Origin of the sequence: Methylobacterium longum, assembly GCF_022179385.1 — a bacterium.
Classification (GTDB): Bacteria; Pseudomonadota; Alphaproteobacteria; order Rhizobiales; family Beijerinckiaceae; genus Methylobacterium; species Methylobacterium longum.
On sequence record NZ_BPQS01000003.1, the window covers coordinates 173,761 to 195,222 of the forward strand.

The 21,462-nt window shown below is 69.3% G+C and carries 19 protein-coding genes; 6 read left to right on the forward strand and 13 right to left on the reverse strand.

Annotated elements, in window-relative coordinates; genetic code table 11:
- Nucleotides 1–139 precede the first annotated feature (139 nt).
- Nucleotides 140–1,498: an SPOR domain-containing protein gene (locus MFF58_RS04265; protein WP_238285572.1), complete on the reverse strand. Its 1,359-nt coding sequence runs from the start codon at nt 1,496–1,498 to the stop codon at nt 140–142.
- Between the two features lie 48 nt (nt 1,499–1,546).
- A complete protein-coding gene (argS, locus tag MFF58_RS04270) occupies nt 1,547–3,298 on the reverse strand; it encodes an arginine--tRNA ligase (protein ID WP_238285574.1) in 1,752 nt (583 codons plus the stop codon).
- Between the two features lie 276 nt (nt 3,299–3,574).
- Between argS and MFF58_RS04275 the strand changes: the two genes are divergently transcribed.
- Nucleotides 3,575–3,973, forward strand: coding sequence for a hypothetical protein (locus MFF58_RS04275; RefSeq protein WP_238285576.1), 399 nt, complete (start codon nt 3,575–3,577; stop codon nt 3,971–3,973).
- 152 nt (nt 3,974–4,125) lie between these two features.
- On the opposite strand, the gene MFF58_RS04280 is transcribed toward MFF58_RS04275, so the two are convergent.
- Nucleotides 4,126–5,373, reverse strand: a complete 1,248-nt coding sequence (locus MFF58_RS04280) for a deoxyguanosinetriphosphate triphosphohydrolase (protein WP_238285577.1) — start codon at nt 5,371–5,373, stop codon at nt 4,126–4,128.
- 153 nt (nt 5,374–5,526) lie between these two features.
- Here MFF58_RS04280 and MFF58_RS04285 point away from each other — a divergent pair, with 153 nt between their 5' ends.
- The 3 genes from MFF58_RS04285 to MFF58_RS04295 all read left to right on the forward strand — a co-directional run bounded on the left by MFF58_RS04285 (nt 5,527) and on the right by MFF58_RS04295 (nt 8,514).
- Nucleotides 5,527–5,853 carry a HesB/IscA family protein gene (locus MFF58_RS04285; protein ID WP_238285578.1) on the forward strand — a complete coding sequence of 109 codons (327 nt, stop codon included), beginning with the start codon at nt 5,527–5,529 and terminating at the stop codon, nt 5,851–5,853.
- Between the two features lie 139 nt (nt 5,854–5,992).
- Complete coding sequence (locus MFF58_RS04290) at nt 5,993–7,951, forward strand: aq_1923 C-terminal domain (protein WP_238285579.1); 1,959 nt, start codon at nt 5,993–5,995, stop codon at nt 7,949–7,951.
- Nucleotides 7,952–8,010: 59 nt separating this feature from the next.
- A complete protein-coding gene (locus MFF58_RS04295) occupies nt 8,011–8,514 on the forward strand; it encodes a DUF2165 family protein (RefSeq protein ID WP_238285580.1) in 504 nt (167 codons plus the stop codon).
- A 107-nt stretch (nt 8,515–8,621) separates the two neighbouring features.
- Here MFF58_RS04295 and MFF58_RS04300 read toward each other — a convergent pair whose 3' ends face one another.
- The 3 genes from MFF58_RS04300 to MFF58_RS04310 are packed head-to-tail and all read right to left on the reverse strand — an operon-like array spanning nt 8,622 to nt 11,109.
- Entirely contained in the window at nt 8,622–9,356 is a 735-nt protein-coding gene (locus tag MFF58_RS04300; protein WP_238285581.1) for an ABC transporter ATP-binding protein, read from the reverse strand.
- Nucleotides 9,337–10,074: an ABC transporter permease gene (locus MFF58_RS04305; RefSeq protein ID WP_238285582.1), complete on the reverse strand. Its 738-nt coding sequence runs from the start codon at nt 10,072–10,074 to the stop codon at nt 9,337–9,339. Before MFF58_RS04305 ends, MFF58_RS04300 begins: the two co-directional genes overlap by 20 nt.
- A gap of 51 nt (nt 10,075–10,125) precedes the next feature.
- Nucleotides 10,126–11,109 carry an ABC transporter substrate-binding protein gene (locus MFF58_RS04310; RefSeq protein WP_238285584.1) on the reverse strand — a complete coding sequence of 328 codons (984 nt, stop codon included), beginning with the start codon at nt 11,107–11,109 and terminating at the stop codon, nt 10,126–10,128.
- Between the two features lie 187 nt (nt 11,110–11,296).
- On the opposite strand from MFF58_RS04310, the gene MFF58_RS04315 reads away from it, so the two are divergent.
- The gene (locus MFF58_RS04315; RefSeq protein ID WP_238285585.1) at nt 11,297–11,674 is read left to right on the forward strand and encodes a 4a-hydroxytetrahydrobiopterin dehydratase; all 378 of its coding nucleotides are present in this window, start codon (nt 11,297–11,299) and stop codon (nt 11,672–11,674) included.
- 14 nt (nt 11,675–11,688) lie between these two features.
- On the opposite strand, the gene MFF58_RS04320 is transcribed toward MFF58_RS04315, so the two are convergent.
- The 4 genes from MFF58_RS04320 to MFF58_RS04335 form a co-directional block, all read right to left on the reverse strand.
- Entirely contained in the window at nt 11,689–11,910 is a 222-nt protein-coding gene (locus MFF58_RS04320) for a hypothetical protein (protein ID WP_238285586.1), read from the reverse strand.
- 182 nt (nt 11,911–12,092) lie between these two features.
- Nucleotides 12,093–15,155: an efflux RND transporter permease subunit gene (locus MFF58_RS04325; RefSeq protein WP_238285587.1), complete on the reverse strand. Its 3,063-nt coding sequence runs from the start codon at nt 15,153–15,155 to the stop codon at nt 12,093–12,095.
- A gap of 22 nt (nt 15,156–15,177) precedes the next feature.
- Nucleotides 15,178–16,278: an efflux RND transporter periplasmic adaptor subunit gene (locus tag MFF58_RS04330; protein ID WP_238285588.1), complete on the reverse strand. Its 1,101-nt coding sequence runs from the start codon at nt 16,276–16,278 to the stop codon at nt 15,178–15,180.
- On the reverse strand, nt 16,275–17,375 hold the full coding sequence (locus tag MFF58_RS04335) for an efflux RND transporter periplasmic adaptor subunit (RefSeq protein WP_238285589.1): 1,101 nt from the start codon (nt 17,373–17,375) through the stop codon (nt 16,275–16,277). Before MFF58_RS04335 ends, MFF58_RS04330 begins: the two co-directional genes overlap by 4 nt.
- Before the next feature lie 97 nt (nt 17,376–17,472).
- On the opposite strand from MFF58_RS04335, the gene MFF58_RS04340 reads away from it, so the two are divergent.
- Entirely contained in the window at nt 17,473–18,036 is a 564-nt protein-coding gene (locus MFF58_RS04340; RefSeq protein WP_238285590.1) for a TetR/AcrR family transcriptional regulator, read from the forward strand.
- Between the two features lie 9 nt (nt 18,037–18,045).
- Here the strand turns inward: MFF58_RS04340 and MFF58_RS04345 are convergent, their stop codons facing one another.
- The 3 genes from MFF58_RS04345 to MFF58_RS04355 are packed head-to-tail and all read right to left on the reverse strand — an operon-like array spanning nt 18,046 to nt 21,430.
- Complete coding sequence (locus MFF58_RS04345) at nt 18,046–19,110, reverse strand: response regulator (RefSeq protein WP_238285591.1); 1,065 nt, start codon at nt 19,108–19,110, stop codon at nt 18,046–18,048.
- Entirely contained in the window at nt 19,107–19,553 is a 447-nt protein-coding gene (locus MFF58_RS04350) for a response regulator (RefSeq protein WP_238285592.1), read from the reverse strand. Before MFF58_RS04350 ends, MFF58_RS04345 begins: the two co-directional genes overlap by 4 nt.
- Nucleotides 19,554–19,555: 2 nt before the next feature.
- On the reverse strand, nt 19,556–21,430 hold the full coding sequence (locus tag MFF58_RS04355; RefSeq protein WP_238285593.1) for an MHYT domain-containing protein: 1,875 nt from the start codon (nt 21,428–21,430) through the stop codon (nt 19,556–19,558).
- Nucleotides 21,431–21,462 lie beyond the last annotated feature (32 nt).

Sequence of the window (21,462 nt, forward strand, 5' to 3'; positions counted from 1 at the left end):
TGCGGGCGGGACTCGGAGCCGGCGGACACATCCGGATGGGTGGTTCGCCCGCCGTCTTGCCCCGCGCAGCGGTAGGGTACCGCGCGGGGGCGTCTCCTCAGACGCTCCTCCTAGGCGTGACGGCCCGGCTTCCGGCCTATCAGTTCTTTGCCACGAAGCACTGGCCGCCGGCGCCCTGCAGGGCGCTGCACAGGCTCGACGCCGCGCCCTTCTCAAGCGGCCCGACGCGGACGCGGAAGATGGTCTTGCCGTTCACCTCAGCCTGCCGGATCAGCTCCGGCTTGCCGGCAAGCTGCGTGTACTTGGCCTGCATCTGGCGGAGGGCGGCCTTCGCCTCGGCAGCGGAACTCCGCACGCCGAGCTGTACCGAGAACCCGCTCACGGGACCGCTCCGGACGGCGTCATCGTCGGAGATCGCCGTGCTCGATGTCGTATCCGGCGCCGCAGGCGCCACGGTCGCGACCCGCTGCGCCGCCTTCGGGGGCGGCTTGACCGCGACGGGCTTGGGCGCGGCCGCCTCCACCGGGGTAGCCTCCGGCGGAGGCGTCATGGGGGCGGGCGTGGCGGTGGCAAGGCCGGCCGCAGCCTGACGCATCGGCGGCGCCTTGGCCGGCGGCTCATCCGTGGGCAGCACCATGGTGGGGATCGGCGCGGGACCCGCATCGGCCTGGGCCTCCCGGGCCGGCGGTGCCGGCGGTGCATCGGGTTTCACCGCCACCGTCCGGACGCGCCGGGGCTCTCCGAAGGCCTCGAATGGACCGTTGCCGGGTGTCGTGCCGCTCTGGGCACCGCCGGCCGGCCCCGTTCCCTGAGCGGTGCGCGCGGCTTCCGCCACGTCGAGGGGCTGTTCCTCGCGGTTGACGATCTTGATCTGCCCGTCCTTCTTGCCCTTTGGGTCGTAGATCTGCCGGTTCTGATCCGGGATCTCCACGCCGTCGGCCACCTTCGGCGCCACCTTGAGCGGCGTCGAATCGGCTTGCACCACCGGCACGCCACCGTGATCGGAGTGGCTCAGGCCTTTGTAGGTGAGCGCACCGGTCACCGCGACGGCCACGACGGCGATGCCGGCGCCGACCGAAACCAGCCGGCGGCGCGGGCTGACCCGCCGCAGCGGCCGGTCGGTGTCGTAGGCGCCGTCCGCGTCGTTCTGCGCCGCACCCAGGTCGGCGCCGTAGGCCGCGCCCTCGGGATGCGTATCCTGTTCCACCGAGGCGAGATACTGGTCGAAGGCGTCGGCGGGGGTCGCTTTCTGAGCCTCCGGAACGAAGCTGGGCTCGATCCGCGCGGACCAGCCGGCCTGCGGCGACGCGGCTGCGACGTTGCGCATCTCGTCGCGGGCCGCCAGCAGGGCACGGAACGGGTCGTCCTGGCCGACGATCCGGGCCAGTTCGGCAAGCGGGTCGGACTTCGCGGCCGCCTGCGGCGCACGGGTACCGTCCTGACGCAGATCGCGCGCAAGGGCGTCGAGATCGACCTGAGCGCGCGAAGCGTTCGTCATGGCAAGATCCTCACATCAACGCCGGTCACCCGCCCGATGCGGACAGGCTTATCGCATCTCGTCCGGCGCGGTCACACCGAGCACCGCAAGGCCGGCGGCAAGCGTGCTCCGAAGAGCCTCGACGAGCGCCAGCCGGGCCCACGTCGACTTTCGATCGCTTGCATTAACAAACCGTAATTGCGGCAAGTCTTTGCCCTTGTTCCAGAAACTATGAAGCGCGGACGCGAGCTCATAGAGGTGGAATGCGATCCGGTGCGGCTCGTGCGCCACGGCGGCCGATTCGAGGACCCGCGGGTATTGCGCGATGAGGCGCATCATCTCGATCTCACCCACATCGGTGAGCAGGCCGAAATCCGCTTCTTTCAGCAACGCCGGAGCCGATAGGTCCGCATCGGGAAAGGCCTCGCGCGCCTGCCGCTGCACCGAGCGGACACGGGCATGGGCGTACTGGACGTAGAAGACCGGGTTGTCCTTCGACTGCTCGACCACCTTGGCGAGGTCGAAGTCCAGGGTCGCGTCGTTCTTGCGGTAGAGCATCATGAAGCGGATCGCGTCGCGGCCCACTTCATCGATGACGTCGCGCAGGGTCACGAACTCGCCGGACCGCTTGGACATCTTCACCGGCTCGCCTGCGCGCAGCAGCCGCACGAGTTGGCAGAGCTTGACGTCCAGCGTGGCCTGACCGTCGCTCACCGCCTTCACGGCCGCCTGCATGCGCTTGACGTAGCCGCCATGGTCGGCCCCGAGCACGTCGATCAGTTCGGTGGCGCCCGCGCGGTACTTGGCCCGGTGATAGGCGATGTCCGAAGCGAAGTAGGTGTAGGACCCGTCGGACTTCAGGAGCGGCCGGTCGCTGTCGTCACCGAATTCCCGGGTGCGGAACAGGGTCTGCTCCCGATCCTCCCAGTCGTCCGGCAGCTGGCCCTTGGGAGGTGGCAGCCGGCCCTCGTAGACGAGGCCCCGCTCCCGCAACTCCTGCAGAAGCGTCTTCACGGCCCCGCTCTGCTGCAGCGTGCGCTCGGAGAAGAACACGTCGTGGCGGATCCCGATCGCCGCGAGGTCGGCCCGGATCATGTCCATCATCATGGCAAGCGCGGTTTCACGGACCAACGGAAGCCACTCCGCCTCGGGCCTGTCGAGGAGCACGCGGCCGTGCGTCTCCGCCAGCTTGGCGCCGACAGGCTTGAGGTAATCGCCCGGGTAGAGGCCCTCGGCGATGGCGAAGGGCTCGCCCAGGGCCTCGCGGTAGCGCTCGAAAGCCGAGCGGGCGAGCACGTCGACCTGAACGCCGGCGTCGTTAATGTAATATTCCCGCGTCACCTGCCGGCCGGCGGCGACCAGCAGGTTGCACAGGGCATCGCCGAACACCGCACCGCGGCCGTGGCCAACATGCATCGGGCCGGTGGGGTTGGCCGAGACGTACTCGACGTTGATCGGGCCGCCGGAGAGTTGCGCGCGGCCGAACGCCTCCGGCGCCGCGAGTGCGCTGCGCAGAACCTCGTGGAAAATCGCCGGTACGAGCCGCAGGTTGATGAAGCCGGGCCCGGCAACGCTCACCTCCGCGATCCGCGGATCCGCCCTGAGCTCCGCCGCCAGGGCCTCGCCGAGGGCCTTCGGGTTCGTTCGAGCCTCCTTGGCGAGGACGAGGGCCGCATTGGTGGCGAGGTCGCCGTGCGCCGAATCGCGGGGCGGCTCGACCACCACGCGGGCGAGGTCGAGACCGTCGGGCAACTGGCCGGCGCGTGTCAGGGCCTCGACGGCCTCGCGCACACGCGCCTCGAACAGGGCGAAGATGTTCATCGGTGTCGGTCTCGCTCGCGCGGGGATCTCGTCGCTCGGGCCATCCGGCCTGCGCCCGCCCGGGCCGTCTAGCAAGGGGCCGGAAGGGTGTCACGGCAGGTCCGCGCTTGTGCCGGCCGCCGACGGCTGCGCAGTGGCCCGCTCGCTTACCCGCAACCGGCGCGGTCACGTTATCCAAGGCGACGAATACCGATTTTTCAAAGCGTATCTTGCCTCGGAGCGGACGAGGTCGTGTCGTCGCGGTCGATCGCGACATTCTCGATCCTGGAGAGACCGATGAAAATCTTGACGATTGCCGGTTCAGCGCTCTGCGCCCTCATCCTGGCCGCTCCGGCCGCGGAAGCCGGCGGTTTCCGGGGCGGCGGCTTCCACGGCGGCTACCGGGCCGGTGGTTTCGGCTATCGGGCCGGTGGTTTTGGCTATCGGGCAGGCGGATACGGCTACCGCGGCGGCTATTACGGGCGCGGCTACGGGTACGGCCGTGGCCTCGGCTACGGGCTGGCGGGAGCCGGTCTCGGCCTGGGCCTCGGGCTCGCCGCCGGCAGCCTCTACGGCGGGTACGGCTACGGCGGATACGGCTACGGCTACGGCTACCCGGCCGCCTACGGTGCCTATGGCTACGGCTACCCGGCCGCCTATGGCGGTTATGGCTACGGTTACGGCTGCGGCTGCTGATCGCCGATGCGCCCCGTCCGCCGATGAAGCGCGGCGGGGAGCACGTTCGTCACCGGGCGGCGCAACGTGGTTGTCGACGGCGTCCCCGGTGGGAAGTAGCGGTGCGCTTCACGGCCCGCCGCCCACCTAAGGAAGCGTCGGTGTCGTCCGCGTCACGGCTCAGCGAGTGGCAAGCCCCGGCTCGGCAACTCCCAATGGAGATCCGGCGTCGCGGCGTGGAGCTTGCGGTGGGCCAGCACCGCGTAGGTGTCGGTCATGCCGGCGATGTAGTCTGCGACCCGCCGGGCGACGCGCGCCTGCGGGGCGCCGTCGAGACCGGTGCGCCACTCCTCCGGCATCCGCGACGGATCCGCCGAGAAGGCCGCGAACAGATCGTTGACGATCGCGTCGGCCTTCTTCCGGACCGCCACGACGCCCGGATGCCTGTACATCCGCTTCCACAGGAAGCCCATGATGTCCGCGTCCGCCGCCGCGATCGACGGTGAGAAGGCGATCACCGGCGCTTCCGCTCGTCGGATGTCCTCGACGGTCCGGGGATCGAGGGCAGCGATCCGACGGCTCCCCTCGCGGATCACGTCTTCCACGAACCGCGTGATCACGCGCCGCGCCAGTTCGTGCACCACGCGGGACGCTTCGAGGCCAGGGTGCAACCGGTCGATCTCGTCCAGGATCTCGGCCAGGAACGGCACGGCGCGCAGCTCCGGGATATCGAACAGGCCGGCGCGCAGTCCGTCGTCGAGGTCGTGAGCCGCGTAGGCGATGTCGTCGGCGAGCGACGCGGCCTGCGCTTCCGGGCCGGCCTGGCTCCAGAGATCCAGGGAATTCAGCGTGTCGTACTCGAGGATCGCGGCCGGAATGCCGCGGGCTGCGTAACGCGGTGTCGGCTGCCCGTCCGCCGTCAGCAGCGGCCCGTTGTGCTTGACGAGGCCCTCCAGCGTTTCCCAGGCCAGGTTGAGGCCGTCGAAGCCGGCATAGCGCCGCTCCAGACGCGTGACGATCCGGAGGGCCTGCGCGTTGTGGTCGAAGCCGCCATGAGCGGCCATGCAGGCGTCCAGCGCGTCCTCGCCGGTATGGCCGAAACAGGTGTGGCCGAGATCGTGGCTGAGTGCCAGCGCCTCGGCGAGATCCTCGTCGAGGCCCAGCGCGCGGGCCAGCGCGCGACCGATCTGGCTGACTTCGAGGGTATGGGTCAGGCGCGTTCGATAGTGGTCGCCCTCGTGATGCACGAAGACCTGAGTCTTGTGCTTCAGCCGCCGGAACGCCGTCGAGTGGATGATCCGGTCACGGTCGCGCTGGAAGTCGCTGCGCGTCGGTGAGGCGGATTCGGGGATCAGCCGCCCGCGGGTCCGGCCGGGATCGGTGGCGAAGGGCGCGCGCCAGCGCTCACCGTTAGGCCGCACGAACGTCTCTCGCCATCGCCTGCACCCTGGTCATGAGCCCTTCCCGGTCCGGCGCGTTGCGGCGCGGGCCGGTGCCCCATATCTTGTGAACCGTGGCGCCCGGGACAACGGCCCGGCGGCGCCGTCCACCGAACACTGCGTGGCCAGAAACAGATGGCTGACATCACCCTGACCGACCGCGCCGCCAAGCGCATCAACGAGATCATGGGTTCCGAACCGCCGGGCTCATCCCTGCGCATCAGCGTCAACGGCGGCGGCTGCTCGGGCTTCTCCTACGCGTTCGACATCACCCGCAGCCGCGAGGCGCAGGATGTCGCGATCGAGCGGAACGGCGCGACCGTGATCGTCGATCCGGTTTCGCTGGAATACATGAGCGGCTCGACCATCGATTTCGTGAACGACCTGATCGGGCAGTCCTTCAAGATCGAGAATCCGCTTGCCACCGCGTCCTGCGGCTGCGGAACGTCCTTCTCCCTGTAGGCCCCGCCTCGCGCGCCGTTGCACCCGTACGACACCCGGACCGGCATGGAGTCTCGCTCCCGCCGGCACGATTGCCTCGCCCGGCAAAACGCGGCACGCCTGCGGGATACCTGACAAGAGCCCTGGTTCGGACCCCGCCATGATCCACCCGAAGGCCCGCGCCCGCCTCCGGTCGGCCCTGGCGGCAGCCGGAGCGATGGCCCTGTTCGGCCTCGTTGCGCCGTCGCCCCTCCTCGCCCAGGAGGGCGCGGCGGCCGTCCAGGACGTCACGGTCACGGATGTGGTGCTGCCCCTGGGCGGCACGCTGCTCAGGGCGCCCAGATTGACCGCGAGCGGGACTCGCCTGTCGAAGGAGGATCTCGCCGGGATCCTGCGGCCCGATTCCGCCGTCCCGTGGGAAACCCGGCTGGCCCGGCTGGACGCCGGCAGCCTGACGATCCCGGTGCTCACCTCGGAGAATGTCGGCAGCGGCGACAATCGGCAGACCGTCACGTACCGGGACGTCGTCGCCCGCGACGTCCGGGCGGGCCGCGTCGGCGAGCTGACGGCCGCGGGTGCGACGGTGAGTGCCGTCGCGGGTCCGAACCGGGGCTCCGGCACCTACGGTGCGGTGCGGGCGACGGACCTCGACCTCGCGGCGCTCAGCCGCCTTTATACGGTCCCGGGCGACGGCAAGGGTCCGATCCAGCGGGTCTACGGGACCATCCAGGTCTCGGACGTGACCTACGCGGATGCGCGGGGAACCACGGTGAAGATCGCCCGGCTCAGCGGGCGCGAACTCGGCGGCCGCCAGGTGCCCGACGGGTGGAACGGCGCCTTCGCGATTTTGGCTGCGGGTTTCCAGGACGGAACGGATCGCCGCGTCTTCGCGGCTGCGGCGGCCGACCTGATCGAGGCGAGCGCCCTCGGAAGCCTGGAGATGCAGGGTTTCAGCGTGAGCGACACCGATCCCAAGGGGCCGGCGCTGTTCGAGATCGGCCGCGCCGCCTACGCCTCCGCGGGGGCGGATGCCGGCACGTTCCTGGACGACGTCTCGCTCTCGCGGGGCAGCCTGCGCGCGCGGGTCGCGCGGCTTGCGCTGACCGGAACATCGCTCGCCCCGACGATCGCCGGGCTCCAGGGGATCGCCGCAGAACCCACGTCGGGTTCCGGGCTGTCCGACGTCGAGATGCGCCGCCTCGCACCGAATCTCGGCAATCTCACCGTGAGCGACCTGTCGATCGAGCTTCCGCCGGACTCCGGCACCGAGAAGCTGCCGCTCCGGGATGGGCGCGTCCCGACCCGGGCCACCGGTCCCGAGCCGGTCCGGCCGGGTCCCGGCAGGACTCCGGAGGCTAAGGGTCCGGATGCCAGAACTCCGGATGCCAGGGCTTCGGATATCAGAACCGCCGATCCCCTCGCCGTCACCGTCTCACCGCAGCCGCCACGCCGAATTGCCCTGCGCGAGGCCGTCCTCGCCCTCGGTCCACCGAGCAACGGCGTACCGAGCACGAGCCGCCTCAGGCTCACGGGTCTGAGCATGCCCGCCGACCTCTTGGCGGGCGCGCCGATCGTCGGCATGCTTCCAGCCTACGGCTACCGGAACCTCGATCTCGACGTCGTGGCGGATGCATCGCTGGACGAGAAGGCCCGCGACCTGTCTCTGCGCGAGATCACCGTAACGGGACGCGATATCGGCTCCGTGCGGCTGGAAGGCACGCTGGGCGGGATCGGGCCGGAGCTGTTCTCCGGCACGTTGCCGGCGGCGACGATGCTGATGTTCTCGGGCAGCGCCAAGACCCTCGACCTGACGGTCGAGAATGCCGGCCTGTTCGAACGCTTCCTCGCCGCACAGTCGAAGGATCTCAGCCTCAAGCCGGACGAGCTGCGCAAGGAATACGTCACCGCCAGCCTGCTGGGCGTGCCGGTCATCCTCGGCAACAGCGCAGCCGCGAAGGGCATCGGCGCCGCCATGGGTCAGTTCGTGATAAAGCCCGGCAAGCTGGCGGTCCGCGCGAAAGCCAAGGAGCCGTTCGGCATCGGGTTCATCGACCTCGGCGCGGCGCGCTCGCCGGCCGCCGTGCTCGACCGGCTGGATGTCGAGGCCAAGGCAAACTGAGGGCCCCGATCCCGGCCTCCAAAGGGCAGGCGGCCGGGATTTCAGGAGGGTGGTTCCCCATGATGGCTGCCCGCCTCTCGAAGATCGTGCTCGTGGCGGCCCTGGCGCTGACCTGCACGCTCGCGGTGTTCGGGAACGTCGTCGACCCGACGACCAATTATAGTTTCGTCCAGCACGTCCTCTCGATGGATACCGTGATGCCGGGGTCCGGGATCACGGATCGCTCGATCACGGACCCCGCGGTCCAGCATGCGGCGTTCATCGTGATCGTCGCCGGTGAGGCCGTAACGGCCCTGCTCCTCTGGCTCGGCGTCTCGTTGATGCTCAGCCGGCTGAGGGCACCGGCGGCGCGATTCGCGCGGGCGAAAACCTGGGCGATTGCCGGCCTCAGCGTCGGCTTCCTGGTTTGGCAGGCCGGCTTCCTGGGCATCGGCGGCGAGTGGTTCGGCATGTGGATGTCGAAAACCTGGAACGGCCAGGAAGCCGCCTTCCGGTTCGCCATGACGGTTCTGGGTGTTCTGATCTACGTGGCGATGCCGGATCCCGAGGAGCCGGTCGCGTGATCCCGACAGCAGCACCTCACTGGTGAAGGTCGGCCGTCACGCCTCGGTCCGTTCCACCGGTGGGCCAGTCGGTCCGCGTCGTCGCGGTCGGCGAGTGTCTGCGGCCGCTAGACCGCGATGATCTCTGGGTATAGCGCGGCGAGCGTTGCCCGGGTCGCCTCCGCCCAGGCCCGATCCCGCGCCCCGCGCTCCCGGTCGAGGGGTACGTCGGCGACGAGGCTGGCCGGACGTCGGGAGAGCAGCAGCAGCCGGTCGGCGATCCCGATCGCCTCGGCGACGTTGTGGGTCACCATCAGGACGCTCATGCCGGCCCCGTCGACGGTGTCGACCACGAGCCCGCGCAACTCGGCGGCGGCGGCATCGTCGAGCGAGACGAAAGGCTCGTCGAGCACCAGCACGCGGGGATCGTCGGCGAGCGCCCGCGCCAGCGCCACCCGCCGCTGCATCCCGAGGGACAGCGCCTTCGGGTAGCTGGCGCGCCATGGGGCCAGCCCGAGACGCCCGAACAAGCCGTCGAGGTCGCGCCCGCGCCGCGCGCGCGGCAGACCAAGGCGGATATTGTGCTCGACGCTGCGCCAGGGCAGCAGCCGCGGCTCCTGGAAAACCATCCCGGCCTGTTCCGCGCCGGAAACCTGGCCGGTGTAATCGGTGTCGAGACCGAGCAGGATCCGTAGCGATGTGGTCTTGCCGGCGCCGGACGGGCCGATCAGGCAGACGATCTCGCCGGCCTCGACTCCGAACGCGAGGTCGCGGACCGCCTCGACCGGCTCGGCACCACGCGACCGGTACCATTTCGAGTCGATCGAAACCCGGAGGACGGGATCAGCGCCAGCGGCGGACATGAGCTTCGAGCCGCTGCAGGAGGAGAACGTCGATTCCGATCATCACGGCCATGAACACGAGGCTATAGCCGATGATCGCGGCGACGTCGGTGCTCTGGACGAAGTAGTAGTTGATCGCGAAGCCGACCCCGTCCGGGCGGCCGAGCAGTTCCACCACCAGCACGATCTTCCAGGCGAGCGACAGGCCTGAGCGCGACGCAGTCACCACGTAGGGCTGGAGCTGCGGGATCAACACGTCGCGGGCCCAGGTCAGCCGGTCGAACCGATACGCCCGGGCCATCTCGTCGAGTTGCGGGTCGAGGTTGCGGGCGCCCTCGCGCACGATCACGGCGACGTTAGGAAGCTTGTTCAGCACCACCGCGAGGATCGCGGCCGCCTCGGTCAATCCGACCCAGACATAGGCCAGCACGGTGATCACCAGGGCTGGGGTGTTGAGCAGGACGAGGAGCGGGGTGTCGAGGGTGAGATCCGCGGCCTTCGAGCGACCCAGCGCGACGCCGAGCGCCACGCCGAGGACCATCGCGATCCCAAAGGAGATCGCGACTCGCAGCAACGTCACGCCGACATTGTGGATGAGGTCGCCGCGTTCCGCCTCCTGGATGATGAAACGCAGCACCGCCATGGGCGCCGGCAGCAGGCGCGAACCGGCCTCCAGCGCGGCGGCCTGCCACGCGGCGACGAGCACCAGAAGGGATGCGATGCGGGTCAGCGCACCCATGCGGATCCGGTTGTCGGCATCACCCGCGTGAATGCCCCCCGCGCCGGCGCCTCAACCATTGCGGCCCGTGTCGTAGTAAAGGTCGGGAGGAAGGGCGCTCCCCTTGCCGACGAGGCGCGCCCCGCCGAGGCGGGACATCACCGTGTAGAGCTTCTCGGCGTCGGCGCGCTCCTCCGCCACGGATCGGCGCGGGATGCCCGCCAGGAAATCCCGCTTCAGCGCCTCGAAGGTGGCGTCGTCCTCGGCGGCCATGAGGGGGCGCACTATCTGCCACGTGGCGGGATCCTGCGCGAGCATGTCCTTGGCCGCCCGCGAAGCCCGCACGAAGCCGGCTACGGCGGCCGGCTTCTCCTTCACGACCGTATCCTGGAACAGGTAGCCGATCAGCGCCACGTCGCCGGCGACGCCCAACGCGTGCATGATGTCCTCCGCGCCGACGAGGCGGCGGTATTTCTTGGCCTCCAGCCGCGCGCAATAGGTCCAGTAGGTCAGCGCCGCGTCGAGGGCGCCCTGCTCCAGCTTCAGGGTAATCAGCGGCGGCGCGCCGTAGGCGATCTCGGCGGCGCGCTCAAGGTCGATCCCGGCCGCATCCTTGGCCTGCGCCTTGAGCAGCAGCCAGTTCTTGTCGAGGGGGCCGCCGGCGACACCGAGACGCTTGCCGTCCAAGTCCTTGAGGGTCTTCACAGGACTGTCGGCCGGCACCATCACGGCGCCCTCAGACGTCGAGTACGGGATGAACCGCACCGCCTGCCCGTCATTGCCGAGGCGGGCCGCCCAGAGCAGGTCCCCGATGATGGTGTCGACTTGCCCGCCGATGAAGCTGATCCGCGCCGCGTCGTTACCCGCGAGCTTGACGGCGTCGAGCGTGAAGCCGTTGGCCACGTCGAGACCCCGGGCCTTGATCACCGCCGCTTCCCAGGTGGACGTGCCGAAGGGCAGGCTCCCAAGGCGGATCGTCGGTCCGTCGGCGCGCGCCGCTCGAAGCCCGAGGCCGCCGAGCACGCTTCCGGCGAGCATCGCGCGCCGTGACAGCATCACGCCTTCTCCCATCGTCTTGCGCAGTCCTCGGTGGCGCGAGACTGGGGTAAGGACCCGGCCCATTGCCATTGGAAACAGGTCATAGGGCTCGCACCGGCCTCCGTCCATCGTGCGGAACACGCTTGCGCGCAACCTGCCACAGCGGCACCTTCGATCCAGGCACGTTTACGGGAGGGACCGGACCATGAGTGAGCGACGTGAAGAGGCCTTGGACCACGCCACCGTCGAGGCGCGGCTGAAGGCCGAGCTGCCCGCGTGGCGGCTGGAGGAGGGTTGGATCCGCCGGACCTACAAGACCGCGGGCTGGAAGAGCACGCTCATGGTGATCAATACCGTCGGCCACCTCGCCGAGGCCGCGTGGCACCATCCCGACATCACCGCCTCCTATGCCTGGGTCGAGGTCCGGCTGATGAACCACGCCGCGAAGGGCATCACCGACAAGGACTTCGCCCTCGCCCGCAAGATCGAGGAGGTGGTGGCCTGGCAGCCCGGCCAGGAGGGACAGGGTCTGGAGGGGACGCCCACCGATCCGCGATTCGCCTACATCAAGTACGACAAGTAGCGCCGAGGGAGCCGTCACCGCGGCTCCTTCACCCGACGGCATTCGGTCTTGAGGTAGGCGCTCCTGCCGATCTCGTCGCGCCGCTCGGTCCGCGCGATGATCTCCTGCCAACCCGTGGCGCAGCCGAGCTCGTTGGCGACCCGGATCTTGCGGACCTCGAGGGCCTGATCGTCGGTGCAGGCCTCCTGGGCCAGGCCGTTGGCGCAGACCAGAACGACGGCGATGAAGGCATTCATGGGCGCTCGGATCCTCGTTCCAGCCCAGCCCTACGCGCCAGACCATCGCAAAGTTTCCGCCCACGCGACACTGCGCGCAGGGATACCCTCCACGGTCGACCCGTCCTGAGGGGGCGAAAGGACGGGTCGACCGCTTGTCGCGGCGCTGGAGGGCGCCGCGATCTCGTCCGCCTGACGATCGGTCAGGCGCTGTGCGTCGCTCCGCCGCCGCTCGCCGGCCGGATCCGGTAGCAGCCAACATAGAGGGCGGGCAGGAACAGCAGCGTCAGGACGGTCGCCGCCAGGATGCCGCCGATCATGGCGAAGGCCATCGGCCCCCAGAACACCTCCCGGGCGATCGGGATCAGGCCGAGACTCGCCGCCGCCGCGGTGAGCAGGATCGGGCGCATCCGGTGGTGCGTCGCCTCGAACACGGCATCCCAGGGCGCCAGCCCGTCGGCCCGGAATTCCTCGATCTGGCTCACGAGGATCACGGCGTTTCGGATGATGATGCCGATGAGCGCGAGGATGCCCAGGATGGCGACGAACCCCATGGGTTTCTCGAACAGCAGCAGCGCCGGCACCACGCCGATCAGTCCCAGCGGCGCCACGGCGAAGACCAGCAGCACCCGGCCGAAGCTCTGGAGCTGCATCATCAGCAGCACCGCCATGGCGAGCAGCATGACCGGCACGACGGCCGCGATCGGACCCTGACCCTTGGCGGATTCCTCGACCGCACCGCCGGTCTGCAGGGTGTAGCCCTCCGGCAGCGCCTTCGCGAAGGCGTCGATTCCGGGCTGCAGGGCGGTCACGATGGTGGCCGGCTGCGTCATATCGTGGATGGTCGCCCGTACCGTCACGGTGGGGAGCCGGTCGCGGCGCCAGACGATCGGCTGCTCCAGGTCGTAGCCGATCCGCGCGAAGGCGAGGAGCGGCACCACCGACCCGCTGGCGAGGCCAACCTGAAGCGATTGCAGCGTGTCGAGCGAGGATCGTTCGGCGGCGCCCGCTCGGCCGACGACGTTCACGAGGTAGATCGAATCCCGCACCTGGGTGATCGCCTGACCGCCCTCGATCCCGTTCAGGATGCCGGCCACGTCCTGGCTGGTGACGCCGAGCTGCCGGGCCTTGTCCTGAAGGATCTCGACCCGCAGCACCTTGCCGGGCTCGTTCCAGTCGAAGGTCGGCACGTCGAGCCGCTTGTCGCCGGCCACGACGTTGGCGAGGTCCAGGGCGAGACGGCGCACCGTCTCCATCCGGGGTCCGCTCAGCCGGTACTGGACGGGCCGGCCGACCGGGGGACCGAGGCTCAGCGGCTGCACCAGGACGTCGGTGCCGACGAAGTCCTGCCGCGCCACGTCCTGGAGGCGGGTCATCACCCGATCGCGGACCTCCAGAGACTTGGTGACGATCACGATCTGTCCGAAGAACGCGTTGGCGAGCTGCTGGTCGAGGGGCAGGTAGAAGCGTACCGCCCCCTGCCCGACATAGGACGACCAGCTCGACACATCGGGATCGTCCTTCAGCCGCGTTTCGAACCGATCCATCTGCGCGCGGGTCTCGGCGATGGTGGCGTTTTGCGGCAGGGTGAGGTCGACCAGCACCTCGGACCGGTCCGAGGACGGGAAGAATTGCTGCTGCACGTGGCCTATCCCGACGATCGCGGCGACCATCAGCGCGAGGCAGACCACCACCGTCGTCCAGTGCCAGCGCATGGCGATCCGCAGCGCCCCGACGAACAGGCGCGTGAAGATTCCCTCCTTCTCGGTGTGGTGCTTCATGGTCTTCGGGAGGAGCGTGACGCCGACGAGCGGTGCGAACAGGACCGCCACGACCCAGGAGACCAGCAGGGCGGCCGCGATCACCACGAACAGCGAATAGGTGTATTCGCCCGCGCCGGAGCCGTTGAACCCGATCGGCAGGAAGCCCGCAACGGTCACGAGCGTCCCCGTCAGCATGGGGAACGCCGTCGACGTGTAGGCGAAAGTCGCGGCCTTGCGGAGCGTGTCGCCCCGCTCCAGGCGGGCCACCATCATCTCGACAGTGATCATGGCATCGTCGACCAGCAGGCCCAGCGCGATGATCAGCGCGCCGAGGGAGATGCGCTGCAGCGTCACGTCCATGATCTGCATGACCACGAAGACGATCGCCAGCACGAGCGGGATCGACACGGAGACCACGAGGCCGGCCCGGACGCCGAGGCTGACGAAGCTCACCGCCAGGACGATGATCACGGCCTCGACCAGCGCCTCGGTGAAGCCGCCGATTGCGTGCTCGACCTGGCGGGGCTGGTCGGAGACGAGGTGGACGCCGACACCGACCGGGAGGGTCGCCTCGATGCGGCGCATGCGCTCCTTCAGCGCCTCGCCGAAATGGAGCAGGTTAGCGCCCGGCCGCATCGCGATGGCGAAGCCGATCGCGGGCTTGCCGTCCACCCGGAACAGCGGCGCGGGCGGATCCTCGTAGCCGCGGCTGATCTCGGCGATGTCGGCGAGGCGGAAGAAGCGGTCATTGACGCGCAGGTTGAAGTCCTGAAGGGAGGCCTCCGAGGCGAAGGACCCGCTGACCCGCAGCGAGACGCGCTCGGGACCGGCCTGGACCACGCCGGAGGCCGAGACGGCGTTCTGCGTCTGCAGAGCCTTGATCAGCGCCTGGAAGTCGATGCCGTAGCCCGCGAGCTTGCGGGTTGAGAAATCGAGATAGATCGTCTCGGCCTGCGTGCCGATCAGCTGGGTCTTGCCGATGTCGGGCACCCGCAGAACCTCGGTGCGGATGGTCTCGACGTAGTCGCGCAATTGCCGGTGCGTCAGGCCATCCGCCGTGAAGGCGTAGATGTTGCCGAAGACGTCGCCGAACTCGTCGTTGAAGAACGGCCCCTGCACGCCCTGCGGAAATTGGCCCTTGATGTCGCCGAGGCGCTTGCGGACCTGATAGAAGGCCGGCTGCACCTCGCCCTTCTTCAGCGTGTCGCGGAACTGCACGAACACGGTGGACGAGCCCGGCGTCGTGTAGCTCCGGACGTAGTCGAGGCCGTTGAGCTGCTGAAGCTCCTTCTCGACGCGGTCCGTGACCTGGTCGAGGGTGTCCTTGATGGTCGCGCCCGGCCACGTGGTCTGGACGACCATGGTCTTGATCGTGAAGGGCGGATCCTCCTCGCGGCCGAGGCGGGTATAGGCCATCACGCCCGCGATCAGCGAGACGAGCATCAGGAACCAGACGAACGAGCGGTGCTCGAGCGCCCAGTCGGAGAGGTTGAAATCCTTCACTGGGGAACCCCGTGCGGTCAGCTCAGACGGCGCCGTCGGTCAGGCGCACGGCTTGGCCTTCTGCGAGTGCGTGGACACCGGCGATCACGACCCTGTCGCCCGGCTGGAGCCCCGCGGTGACGGCGATCCGGCCCGCCTCCGCCGCGCGCCGGTGCTCCGCCAGCGTGACGTCGCGGCGCATCACCGTCTTGCCATCCCTGGCGACCACCCAGACCGAGGGGCGGCCACCCTCGTCGAGCAGAGCCGAGGCGGGCAGCAGAATGTGGGGCGGCACCGCCCGGGCCAGCGAGACGTTGATGGTCGAACCCAGGCGGAACGCCGCGTTCGGATCCTCGAGGGTAATCCGGATGCGCTTCGAGCGAGTCCCTGATTCCGCGAGGGGCGACACCTCCCGCACGCGCCCGCGCGCGGTCACGTCCGGCGCGCTCTGGAGGGCGATTGTGAAGACGCCTTCCGCCGGCATCGCGCCCACGTAGGCCTCCGGGATATCGACCACGGCCTCGCGAACGTCCGGTCGTGCCACGGTCACGACGCCCTGCCCTGCGCTCAGCACCTGCCCGACTTCGGCGAGGCGCTGCGTGACCACGCCGTCGAACTCGGCCTTCAGCGCGGTGTAGCCCAGCTGGTCGCGGGCTTTCTGCAGACTCGCCAGGGCCTGATCGACCCGCGCCCGGGCGGTCTCACGCTTGGCCACCGCCTGATCGAGGGTGGCTTGCGCGACGCTGTTGCCGGTCATCAACCGGCGGGTTCGCGCCTCCGCGGCCTCGGCGTTCTCGGCCTGGGCGCGGGCATCGGCGAGATCGGCCTCGGCGCGGGTCAGATCGAAGCGCGTGACGATGACGTCGAGGGCCGCGAGACGCTGGCCCTTCTTGACGATGTCGCCGACCGTCACGTCGCGCCCGACCATCCGGCCAGGAATCTGGAAGCCGAGCTGAGCTTGGTAGCGCGGCTCGATCGTTCCGGCGAACGGGCCGAAGGTGATCGTATCGATCGGCTCGGCGACCTGGGTGAGCACCGGTCGAACCGGGCCGGACGAGGGATCGCGCGCCTCATCGCCGCGCCCATCACAGCCGCACAGAAATCCCGCGCTAAGGCCGATGGCCAGGATGGACCGCACGATCATGGTCGCCCCCCCAAATCGGTGGCGCGGACGACCTGCCCGGGCCGCAGGAACTGGATGCCGGCGACCACGACACGCTCACCCGGCTCGACACCCGATCTCAGCGCGATGATGTCGGGGCCGAAGCGATCGATCTCGACTATGCGGACCGCGACGGTGTTCCGGGCCGGGTCGTAGATCCAGACAGCGGGATGGCCGTCGTAGCGGTACAGTGCGGACCAGGGCAGTTCCACGGCGTCGTGGGGTGCGAAGCGACCGCGCCCGACCACAACGGCGCCGAGACCCATGGCGGGCGGCGTCTTGGTGAGTCCGATCTTGACGCGGACCGTGCCGGTCGATGCGTCGACGGTCGGCGAGATCTCGCGGACAATCCCGGTCGTGGCGATCGTCGGGTCGGCCTGCAGGGTGATCACGACGGCGTCGCCGGACGGGGGCTTGGTGGTCAGTGATTCGTACACGTTGAAGACCGCGTCCCGCGGACCGTCCTGGGCGACGGCCAGGACGGTCTGGCCCGATTGCACCACCTGACCGACCTCGAAGCTGCGGCTCGTGACGATCCCCGCGACCCCCGCACGCAATTCCGTGTAGGAGAACTGCTCCTGCGCGGTCCCGAGGGCGGCCTTGGCGGACTCGACCGAAGCCTGCGTGGTGCGCAGTTCCTGCTCCGCGTTGTCGTAGGTGGAGCGCGTCGTGAAGCCGCCGGCCAGAAGCTGCTTCTGCCGCTCGAAGGACATCTTGGCCTGGGTCTGAAGGGCTTCTGCCGACGTGAGTGCAGCCTTGGCGTTGTCGAGATTGGCCTGCTGGGTCAGGGGCTCCAGGCTGGCGAGGACCTGATCGGCCTCGACGTGGTCGCCGATTTCCACCCGACGCTCGGCCACCTTTCCGCTCGTCCGAAACGACACGTTGACCTGTGCCTGAGCCTGGATGTCACCCGTCAGCACCACGTCGAGCGCCACGGGCGTACGCCGGGCCTCCACGACCCGGACGCGCACCACGGTTGGGTCGACGGTTGCCGTCTCACCCTGCGCGCACCCAATACCGCCGAAGGCGGTTATCGCAAGAATATACGCGACAGGACGTAGATTGGCTTTGCGGATCATGCGGTCGACCATCCCGGCCGGGCTCGTGCAGATTGCGTGGCGTCGTCCTAGCCGATCCACTACATACCGTCCAGTCGGTTTTTAACGCAGGTGAGTGATGGAAGCGAAGCGCAGGCGGCTCGTCGAGCGTCCGGAGATCATCCTCGAAGCGGCAGCCGCAGTCCTCTTGAAGGCCGGCGCGCGCGGGCTGACCATCGATGCGGTCGCGGCGGAAGCCGGCCTGAGCAAGGGCGGGGTGCTGCATCACTACGCGTCGAAGGAGGCCCTCATCCTGGCCCTGGTCACGCGGAAGCTGACGCAGCTACGCGCGGAACTGGCCGCCTGCGAGGCCGAGATTCCACCCGGACCGTCGCAACTTCCCCGGGCGCTGGTGGCCCATGTCCGTGGGCATTACTGCGACGACGACGAGTCCTCGCACGCGCTGCTGCTGGCCTCGATGGAATCTCCGGAGGCGCAAAAGGATTACAAGGCTTTCGTGGCCGAGCAGCTGGGGCGCCTCGAAGCCGTCGCGGGTGCCAGTCCCGGAGAGGGCTCGGTGCTCTTCTTCGCGATCCTGGGCCTGTTCATGGGCCGTGCGCTCGGCTTCCATCAGCTCCGCGACGCGGACGTCGCGCCGATGCTCGACGCCTTGGAGCGGATCGCGCAGCGGTCAGACCGCTGAGATCCGCCGTCAGGCCTGGAACGCCAGCACCGCGCGGGTCCCCGGGCGCCCGGGGACGTAGGAAAGCGCCGAGCGCAGGTTGGTCGCCATGGCCCGCACGATCCGCGATCCGAGCCCCGTTCCGCGGACGGGTCCCTCCCCGGTCCACCCGATGCCGTCGTCCTCGACGGCGAGCAGGATCGTGTCGGCGGCATCCCGCGCCACCTCGACGCGGATCTCGCCCGACGTGCCCAGCGGATAGGCGTACTTGTACGCGTTGGTCACCAATTCGGTGACGACCACACCCACCGACACCGCCTTGTCGGTGGACAGCCGAACCGGTGCGGCCCGCAGACGGATCGGGTGATCCCGGCCGCTCGCCCGCATCGCGGCCTGCAGCTCTTCCACGAGGCTACCGAGATAGGCGTCCAACTCCACGCTCTCGACGTCGTCCGAGGTGTAGAGCCGACGGTGGATGCCGGCGATCGCCGAGATCCGCGCCTGCATCTCGTCGAGCGCCGCCTTGGCGGCCGGATCGGTCACCGCGTTGCGCTGCATATGCGCCAGCGCCGCCACCAGGGCGAGCGAGTTGGCGACCCGGTGGTTGACCTCGCGCAGCAGCAGCTCGGCCCGGTCGCGGGCCTCCCGCATCTCGGCCTCCGCCCGCTCCTTGTCCCGCCGCAGGGTCTCCTGCCGCAGCGCCGTGGCGACCGCCTCGCCCAGAAGCTCGCGAAACTGGCCCTGGACATCCTTCCAGACGTAGTCGACCGCTCCGGCCTTCAGCGCGGCGACGGCGACGCGACTGTCTTCAGATCCGGTCACGTAGATGACGGGCGGCGCCTGCGGCAAGGCGCGGATCTCGGGCAGGAGGTCGAGCCCGGTCTGGCCGGGCATGTGATGATCGAGCGCCACCGCGTCGATCCCGCCCGCGGCCAAGCGTGCCAGACCGTCGGCGCCGCTCTCGCAGAGCTCGACCGCGTAGCCCCGCGCCTCGAGCGAGCGCTTGACCAGGCGGCCGAGGCCGGGATCGTCGTCGATGTACAGGATGCGCGCCGCGGCGGTCGGGGCATCCGCGTCGGGGCGCTCGCGGCTCATGGGTTCTGGGGGACCTGCATGACCGAGAAGAACAGCCCGAGCTGCCGGATCGCGTTGGCGAAGCCCTCGTAGTTGACCGGCTTCGTGATGTAGACGTTCGCTCCGAGATCGTAGCACCGCTGGATCTCGCGGCTGTCGTCCGTCGTCGTAAGCACCACCACGGGGGAGCGCCGAGTGTGCGGGTTCGCCTTGACCGTCTCGAGGATATCGAGACCGGTCATGTCGGGCAGGTTGAGGTCGAGAAGGATGAGCAGGTGGCGCTTCGCGCTCGCCTCTCCGGACCCGTCCGCCCCCAGCAGGTATGCGAGCGCCGAGGTGCCGTCCCGGAATGGCACGATCTCGTTGTTGACGCCGGCCCGTCGGATGTTGCGCTCGATGAGCCGGGCGTGGCCCTCGTCATCTTCGATCATCACGATACTGACGGGATGCACGGGGCGCTCCATGCTCATTCGGCGGCCATGGGCGTCGGCTCCACGGCCTCCAGGTCCGCATTAGCCGCCCGGGACGGCAAGGTCACGTCGAACGTGGTTCCCTTCCCCAGCGTCGAGCTGACGTCGATCCGTCCGCCGAGGGAGCGCACGAGTGCCTTGACGTGGGCGAGGCCGATGCCTTCGCCGGGGCGATCCTGAGCGCCCGAGCGCCGGAACAGCTCGAAGACCCGGGCGTGATCCCGCTCCGCGATCCCGCGGCCATTGTCGGTGACGGAAAAGCAGATGCCGCGGGGGCCGGTCGAGCGGGCCGTGACGGCGATCCGTCCCGGGCGAGACGGGTCGAGGTACTTGATCGCGTTGTCCAGCAGGTTGCCGAAGATCTGCTCGACCGCGAGGCGATCGGCGACGATGCCCGGCAGAGTTGCCGGGATGATCACGTGGGCACCGGCGGCTTCGGCCTGGTGCCGGAGCGCGTCCGCAACGGCCTGGAGCACGGCCGCCATGTCGAGGTGTTCCGGCGTGAACTGCCGACGGCCCTCGCGGGACAGCTTCAGGATGGCGGCGATCAGCGCCTCCATTCGGTTCACGGCAGCCTTGATGAAACCCAGCGCCTCCGCGAAATCCGCGTCGAGCCGCGCAGCATCCGGGTGGTCACCCAGTGCCGCACCGATCTCGAGCCGCGCGGAGTCCAACTCGCTCGTGAACCCCATCACGTTGACCAGGGGCGCGCGCAGATCGTGGCTGACGATGTAGGCGTAGCGCTGGATCTCCTCGTTTGATTCCCTCAGCTCCGCTTCGGCCTCGCGCTGCTCTGTGATGTCGGTATGGACCCCGACCCACTCCCGGATGGCGCCGCGTCGGTCGAGGACCGGGACCGCACGGATCGCGTAGTGCCGCCACGTCCCGTCGCGCGATCGGACCCGATGCTCGTGAACGTAGGTTCGCCGGGCGCTGACGGTGGCGTTCCAGGTCTCGACCGACGACTTCACGTCGTCGGGATGGACCGCGTCGGCCCAGCCGAACCCCTCGTACTGCGCGCGCGTCTGCCCGGTGATGGCGCTCCAGCCGGGCTGCTCGCCCACCATCCGGCCCTCGGCATCGTTGGTCCAGAGGACTCCGCGCACGGCCTGCACGGCCGCACGGAAGCGCGCCTCGCTCGCCTGCAGATCCTGCTGGACCCGCTGCTGATCGAGGGAGGAGGCGAGCATTGCGAGGAACAGGATGAGGAAGGTCGTGCCGGCGACGTAGACGGCGAGGCTCTCCTGACCCGCCTTCGCCATCCCGGCATGCGCGGCGGCGTCGGACGCCGTAACGGTCGCCGCGGCCATTCCGGTATAGTGCATCCCGGCCACCGCGATGCCCATGATGCAGGCAGCCACCAGTTTCTGCGCGACGCCGTGCTGGCGGAAGGCGAGCCACAGGGCGGCGGTCGCGGCTGTCACGGCGATCACGATCGAGACGGCGACGATGGAAGGGCTGTAGGAAAGGTGTCCCGGTATCCGGAGCGCCGCCATGCCGGTGTAGTGCATCCCGGCGACACCGAGGCCCATCAGCGGGCCAGCGACCAGCACGCCGTCGGGACTGCCGCCCGTCCGGGCTACCCAGGCGAAACCCGCTCCGGTCGCAGCCACCGCGATGACGAGGGAGAGGAGCGTGACGCCGAGATCGTAATCCGCCGGCAGACCCATCTCGAAGGCGAGCATGCCGACGAAGTGCATCGACCAGATGCCGCCCCCCATGGCCACGGCGGCACCGGCCACCCACGGCCAACGCGGACCCGCGACGGGCCCGCGGACCCGGGCCCCGAGGTCCAGCGCGGTGTACGAGGCGAAGACCGCGAGGCCGATCGACAGGGCGACGAGCGCCGGATTGAAGCCGGTATGGACCATTCTGAAGGCATCGACGCGCGATCTGCGTGGAT